We start from the raw sequence: 889 nt of genomic DNA, 5'->3' as shown, positions 1-889 counted from the left end.
ACCTTCTGCCCCAGGAGCTCCACCATCACGAGGGCCTCCCGGGGGATGACCTGGATGACCTCTTCGCCGTTCACTTTCCGCTGGATGAAGACCATTCCTCACCTCCTCCGCTCGCTTCCGGGGGGCGGGTCCCCCCGCCCCCAAGCCCTACGCCGCCAAAAGCTCCGGGAAGAGGGGCACCCGGAGGTCTCCTCTCGCCCCCTCCTCTGCCGCCTCCCTCCAGGCCGGGGGCAGGGGAAGGGGAAGCAGGGTCTTGGCCAGGACCGGGCTCTTCCTCAGCCCGGCCAGGACCAGGGCTTCCGCCCTCCTCCCTTCCTTCCCGGCGAGGAGCTCCTGGAGGAGGCGGCTATCCAGGAAGGGGAGGCCGAAGAGGGCCTCCTCCAGGAGCCCCCGGAGGATGCGGTTAGCCCTGGCCTGCGGCGTCCTTGGGAGGGCGTAGTCCGGCGATAAGGCCGTAGAAGCCCTCATCCCCCACCTCCACCAGGGGCACGCCGGGCCCGGAGTAGAGGAGGATCCGCGCCTCCTCTTTCCTCACCTCCTCCAGGGCGTCTACCAGGTAGCGCCCGTTCACGACCACCTCTCCCCGGCCCCTCCCGGGAAGGAGCTCCTCGGAGAGGGGAAGGAAGCCCTCGCCCATGGCTTCCACCCGCACCCCTTCCCCGTCGGCCCGGAGGCGCACGGGGTGGTTCTCCGGGTGGGCCACCGCCAGGGCACGCTTCAGGGCCTGGAGGAGGGCCCTCCGCTCCACCTCCACCTCCCCGAGGGGCGGGGCGCTGGGCAGGGCGTTGCGGTAGCTGGGGAAGCCGCCCTCGGCCAGGGGGAACCCGGCCCGCCCGTTCTCCGCCACCGCCACCAGGGCCTTGCCGCCCCAGGCCCGGTGGAAGGTGAG

General features: G+C 71.9%; 1 protein-coding gene and 1 pseudogene. Both read right to left on the bottom strand.

Annotated elements, in window-relative coordinates:
* Positions 1-147: 147 nt before the first annotated feature.
* Positions 148-468 carry a hypothetical protein gene (locus tag AC01Y6_RS10555; protein ID WP_428720934.1) on the bottom strand — a complete coding sequence of 107 codons (321 nt, stop codon included), beginning with the start codon at positions 466-468 and terminating at the stop codon, positions 148-150.
* Positions 404-889 (bottom strand): annotated as a pseudogene (locus AC01Y6_RS10550) (hypothetical protein); the annotation flags it as partial. The gene AC01Y6_RS10555 and the pseudogene AC01Y6_RS10550, both read right to left, overlap by 65 nt.

Source organism: Thermus sp., assembly GCF_056332225.1.
This window is presented reverse-complemented; position numbering and strand designations above follow the sequence as displayed.